Raw genomic sequence first — 6,318 nt, 5'->3', positions numbered from 1 at the left:
CGGTGGCTCCTTCGGCCCCGGTCGTTCAGCCGTCCGTGCTGCCGTGGCCGCTGTCGGCGAAGACCGCCGACGCACTGCGGGCGCAGGCCGAGCGGCTGCTCGCCGACCTGGAGCGGCGGCCGGAGCTGTCGCTGACCGATCTGGGCTACTCGCTCGCGACCACGCGCGCCGCTCTCGACCACCGCGCGGTGGTCGTCGGCGGGGACCGGGCCGGGCTGGTCGCGGGTCTGGAGGCGCTGGCGCGTGGTGAGTCGGCGGCCGGGCTGGTGCGGGGCGTGGTGGCCGAGGGCGGCAAGGTGGCGTTCCTGTTCACCGGTCAGGGCAGCCAGCGGCTCGGCATGGGCCGTGAGCTGTACGAGGCGTATCCGGTGTTCGCGGAGGCGCTGGACGCGGTGTGCGCGGAGTTGGACCCGCATCTGGAACGGCCGCTGCGGGATGTGCTGTTCGGGGATGACGCGTCGGTGCTGGATCAGACCGGGTTTACCCAGCCCGCGTTGTTCGCTCTCGAAGTGGCGTTGTTCCGGCTGGTGGTGGCGTGGGGGCTGCGGCCCGACTTCCTGTCCGGGCATTCGATCGGTGAGCTGGCCGCCGCGCATGTGGCGGGTGTGCTGTCCCTTTCCGATGCGGCGAAGCTGGTGGCCGCTCGTGGCCGGTTGATGCAGGAGCTGCCCTCCGGTGGCGCGATGGTCGCGGTGCAGGCGTCGGAGGACGAGGTGGCGCCGCTGCTGACCGACGGCGTGAGCATCGCCGCCCTCAACGGGCCCGCGTCGGTGGTCATCGCGGGTGATGAGGACGCGGCGCTGGAGATCGCGGCGGGCTTCGAGGCGCGGGGTCGGAAGACCAAGCGGCTCACGGTCAGCCACGCGTTCCACTCGCCGCGTATGGACGGGATGCTGGAGGAGTTCCGTGAGGTGGCGCAGGGGCTGACGTATGAGGCCCCGCGTATCCCGATCGTGTCCAACCTGACCGGCGAGCTGGTCTCCGCCGAGGAGATCGCGACGGCCGACTTCTGGGTGCGCCACGTCCGCGAGGCCGTCCGCTTCCTCGACGGCGTCCGGACCCTGGAAGCCCAGGGCGTGACCACCTTCATCGAGCTGGGCCCGGACGGTGTGCTCACCGCCATGGCCCAGGAGTGCGTCACCGACGGCGACCCGGCCGGTTTCGCCGCCGCGCTGCGCAAGGACCGCCCCGAGGCCGAGGCGCTCACGGCCGCCGTGGCGCGGGCACACGTCCGTGGTGTGGCGGTGGACTGGGAGGCGTTCTTCGCCGGGTCCGGCGCACACCGCACCGAGCTGCCGACGTACCCCTTCCAGCGTGAGCGCTACTGGCTGGAGGCTCCCGCCGGGGCCGTCGGCGACGTGGCCTCGGCCGGTCTCGGTTCGGCCGATCACCCGCTGCTGGGCGCGGCGGTGGATCTGCCCGACTCCGAGGGCTTCCTCTTCACCGGCCGGCTCTCGCTCCGTACCCACCCCTGGCTGGCCGACCACGCCGTCATGGACACCGTGCTGCTGCCCGGTACGGCCCTGGTCGAGCTGGCGGTCCGGGCCGGTGACCAGGTCGGCTGCGATCTGCTGGAGGAGCTGACCCTCGAGGCGCCGCTGATCCTCCCGGAGCGCGGCGGGGTGCAGCTGCGGGTCGTCGTGGACGAGCCCAGTGGCCCGGACGGGCGGCGCTCGCTGACCGTCTACTCGCGGCTGGAGGACGCCGCCGACGAGCCGTGGATCCGGCACGCCTCCGGTGCGCTGACGGCCACCGGGGCGGCACCCGGAGCGGCCACCGGCGACGCCTCCGCGGCCACCACCGGCCTGGCGGAGTGGCCCCCGGCCACCACCGGGACGGCCGATGTCGAACCGCTCGACGTGGACGGGCTGTACGACGGCTTCGCCGCGCTCGGACTCGGCTACGGGCCGGTGTTCCAGGGGCTGCGGGCCGCCTGGCGGCGCGGGGACGAGGTGTTCGCGGAGGTGGCGCTCGACGAGGAGCGGCAGGGCGAGGCCCGTGCGTACGGGCTGCACCCGGCGCTGCTGGACGCCGCGCTGCACACGGTCGCCCTCGGCGGGTTCTTCCCGGCCGAGGAGGCGGGACGGGCCCGGCTGCCGTTCTCGTGGGACGCCGTACGGCTGCACGCGGTCGGCGCGACCGCGCTGCGGGTGCGGGTCTCCCCGGCCGGGCAGGGCGCGGTGGCGCTGGAGATCGGCGACGAGACCGGTGCCCCGGTGGTGTCGGTCGGCTCGCTGGCGCTCCGGCCGCTGGACGCCGAGCAGTTCGCGGCCGCCCGCACCGCACATCACGAAGCGCTGTTCCGTCTCGACTGGGCCGCGCTGCCCACGCCCACGCCCACCGAGCGCGAGCGGCCGGAGGCCACCGCCCTGTGGGCCGTCCTGGACGGCACCGGCGGCGGTGATCTGAAGATCACGGGCGCGCTGGCGGACGCGGACACCGGTATCGAGGCCGAGACCTACGCCGGGCTTCCCGCGCTCGCCGAGGCGGTCGAGGCCGAGGGGATCGCGCCCGATGTGGTCCTCGTGCCGTGCCTGCCCGACCTGGGCGTCCCCGGGGACACCGCGAGCGCCGCGCACACCGTCATCCGGCGGACGCTGGCGCTGGTCCAGGAGTGGATCGCCGACGAGCGGTTCGCCGACTCCCGGCTGGTCCTCCTCACCCGTGGCGCCGTGGCCGTGACCACGGGGGAGAACGCCGTCACCACGGGGGACAACGCCGTGACCACGGGCGACGACGCCGTGACCGACGCCCTGACCACGGGCGGGAACGCCGGGGGCGAGGGCGGGAACACCTCGACCACCGGCGGGAACACCGGGGCCGAGGGCGTGGACGACCTGACGCACGCCGCGGTCTGGGGTCTGGTGCGGTCGGCGCAGGCCGAGCACCCGGGCCGGTTCGTGCTCGTCGACGTCCAGGGAGACGCCGACGTGTCCGGCGACCCGTCCGGCGACCCGGCCCGCGCCGCCGCCCCCGACGGCTGGCTCCCCGCCCTGGTGGCGGCGTTGCGGACGGACGAGCCACAGCTGGCCGTGCGCGCCGGGGCCGTCCACGCGCCGCGTCTCGCGCGGGTGGCGGCCCTGGACCGGGCGGCCGTGTCCGGCCTCGACCCGGCGGGCACCGTGCTGGTCACCGGCGCGTCCGGCACCCTGGGCGGGCTGCTGGCCCGCCATCTGGTGACCGAGCGCGGCGCCCGGAGGCTGCTGCTGACCAGCCGCCGGGGCGCGGAGGCGGCGGGCGCCGCCGAACTGGCCGCCGAGCTGGGCGCGTTGGGCGCCGAGGTCACCTGGGCGGCGTGTGACGCGGCCGACCGGGACGCGCTGGCCCGGGTGATCGGGGCCATTCCCGCCGACCGTCCGCTGACCGCCGTGATCCACGCGGCGGGTGTGCTCGACGACGGGATCGTCGCATCCCTCACGCCGGAGCGGCTGGAGCGGGTGCTGCGGCCCAAGGTGGACGCGGCGTGGAACCTGCACGAGCTGACCCGCGGCCTGGACCTGGCCGAGTTCGTCCTGTTCTCCTCGGCGGCCGGTGTCTTCGGCAACCCGGGGCAGGGAAACTACGCGGCGGCCAACGCCTTCCTGGACGCCCTCGCCCAGCACCGCCGCGCCCAGGGCCTGCCCGCCGTCTCCCTGGCCTGGGGCCTGTGGGAGGACGAGGGCGGCATGGCCGCCACGCTCGCCGACGCGGACCGGCAGCGGATGAGCCGCGGCAGCATGGGCGCGCTGAGCAACGCCGAGGGCCTGGCCCTGTTCGACGTGTCCGGGCTCGCCGGACACGCGGTGCTGATCCCCGCCGCCCTGGACATCGCCGCCCTGCGCGCCCAGTCCACGGCCGGGGTCGCCCCGCTGCTGCGCGGGTTGATCCGCACCCCCGTGCGGCGGGCCGCGGCCGGTGGCGGCGGCGGGGCGGACGAGGCGGCGGGCCTCACCGAGCGGCTCGCGGGCATGTCCGCGGCCGAACGGGACCGCTTCCTGCTCAACCTGGTCTGCGGCCAGGTGGCCACCGTGCTGGGCTACGGCAGCGCGGCGGCGATCGAACCCGGCGCGGCCTTCAAGGAGCTGGGCTTCGACTCGCTGACCGCGGTCGAGCTGCGCAACCGGCTCGGCGCGGCCACCGGACTCCGGCTGCCCGCCACGCTGATCTTCGACTACCCGACCCCCGACGCCCTGGCCGGCCATCTGCGCGCGGAACTCCCGCACGGGGACGGCGGCGGCCCCTCGGTGTTCGGCGAACTCGACCGCCTGGAAGCCGCCCTGGCGGTGGCCGCGGACGACAGCGTCACCCGCTCCAGGATCACCATGCGCCTCCAGGCGCTCCTGGCCAAGTGGAACGACGCCCAGGACGCGGCCGGAGACGGCGACACCGACGACCACGACCTCGAATCCGCAACCGACGATGAGCTCTTCGACCTGCTCGACGACGAACTCGGCTCCTCCTGAACGGGAGCGTTCTGAACCCATGGAACCCATGAGCACCACCTCCCTCTTCGCAAGGAGCCGACGCAATGGTGAATAACGAGGACAAGCTCCGCGACTACCTCAAGCGGGCCACCGCCGACCTGCGTCAGGCCCGCCGTCAGCTGCGCGAGGTCGAGGAGCGGCACCAGGAGCCGATCGCGATCGTCGCGATGAGCTGCCGCTATCCGGGCGGTGTCCGCACCCCCGAGGAGCTGTGGCGGCTCGTCCTGGGCGGCGAGGACGCGATCTCCGGCTTCCCGACGGACCGCGGCTGGGACATCGAGTCGCTCTACGACGCCGACCCCGACCAGGCGGGCGCCAGCTATGTGAGCGAGGGCGGATTCCTCTACGACGCGGGCGGTTTCGACCCCGCGCTCTTCGGGATCTCGCCGCGTGAGGCCATGGCGATGGACCCGCAGCAGCGGCTGCTGCTGGAGACGTCCTGGGAGGCGTTCGAGCGCGCCGGGATCGACCCGACCGGGCTGCGCGGCAGCCGGACCGGTGTCTTCGCGGGCGTCATGTACCACGACTACACCTCGCGGCTGGACTCCGTGCCGGAGGGCGTCGAAGGGTTCCTCGGCACCGGAAGCTCCGGCAGCATCGCCTCGGGCCGGGTGTCGTACACCTTCGGTCTGGAAGGCCCGGCGGTCACCGTCGACACCGCCTGCTCGTCCTCGCTGGTCACCCTGCACATGGCGGTGCAGGCGCTGCGCAACGGGGAATGCTCGCTCGCGCTCGCGGGCGGCGTCACCGTGATGGCCACGCCCTCGACGTTCACCGAGTTCAGCAGGCAGCGCGGACTGGCCGCCGACGGCCGCTGCAAGCCGTTCGCCGCCGCCGCGGACGGCACCGGCTGGGGCGAGGGCGTCGGCATGCTGCTGGTCGAGCGGCTGTCGGACGCGCGGCGGAACGGCCATCCGGTGCTGGCGGTCGTCCGGGGCTCGGCCATCAACCAGGACGGTGCGAGCAACGGTCTGACGGCGCCCAACGGCCCGTCCCAGCAGCGCGTCATCCACCAGGCGCTCACCAACGGCCGGCTCTCCGCGGCCGACGTGGACGCCGTCGAGGCGCACGGGACGGGGACGACGCTGGGCGACCCGATCGAGGCGCAGGCGCTGCTGGCCACCTACGGCCAGGAGCACACCGAGGACCGGCCGCTGCTGCTCGGCTCGATCAAGTCCAACATCGGCCACACCCAGGCCGCCGCCGGTGTCGCCGGAATCATCAAGATGGTCATGGCCATCCGCCACGGCGTGCTGCCCAAGACGCTGCACCTCGACGAGCCGACCCCGCACGTCGACTGGTCGGCGGGCGCGGTCTCGCTGCTCGCCGAGAACACTCCCTGGCCGGAGACCGGCCGCCCGCGCCGCGCCGCGGTATCCTCGTTCGGCTTCAGCGGCACCAACGCGCACACCATCATCGAACAGGCCCCCGACGAGGAGGCCGCGGAAGCCACCGGAGAACCGGTCCCGTCCAAGCGGCTGGACGTGGTGGCGTGGGCGGTGTCGGGCAAGAGCGCGGCGGCGCTGCGCGCCCAGGCCGAACGGCTGCTGGCCCACCTGGAGGCCGACCCGGCCCTGAACCCGCTCGACGTGGGCCTCTCGCTGACCACCACACGGGCCCAGCTCGACCACCGCGCCGTGGTGCGCGGCCACGACCGGGACGAGCTGCTGGCCGGGCTGACCGCCCTGGCCGAGGGCGGAATGGCGGCGGGCGTCGCCCAGGGCTCCGTCGTCGGTGGCCGGACGGCGTTCGTGTTCCCGGGCCAGGGGTCCCAGTGGGCCGGTATGGCGGTCGGGCTGATGGACGCCTCGCCGGTGTTCGCCGCGCGGATCGAGGAGTGTGCGGCGGCGTTGGC

The 6,318-nt window shown here is 74.6% G+C and carries 2 protein-coding genes; both read left to right on the top strand.

Annotated features, from left to right (window positions below):
- Window positions 1-4,442 (top strand): type I polyketide synthase (locus AXW62_RS38695; protein WP_159061086.1); only part of this gene is annotated, 4,442 nt, incomplete at its 5' end.
- Between the two features lie 65 nt (window positions 4,443-4,507).
- Window positions 4,508-6,318, top strand: a 1,811-nt coding sequence (locus AXW62_RS38690; RefSeq protein ID WP_159061085.1) for a type I polyketide synthase, incomplete at its 3' end; no start/stop codon positions are given.

The organism is Streptomyces hygroscopicus subsp. hygroscopicus, from assembly GCF_001553455.1.
GTDB classification, from domain to species: domain Bacteria; phylum Actinomycetota; class Actinomycetes; order Streptomycetales; family Streptomycetaceae; genus Streptomyces; species Streptomyces hygroscopicus.
Note: the sequence above shows the minus strand (reverse complement) of the source record. Positions and strands in the feature narration are given on the sequence as shown.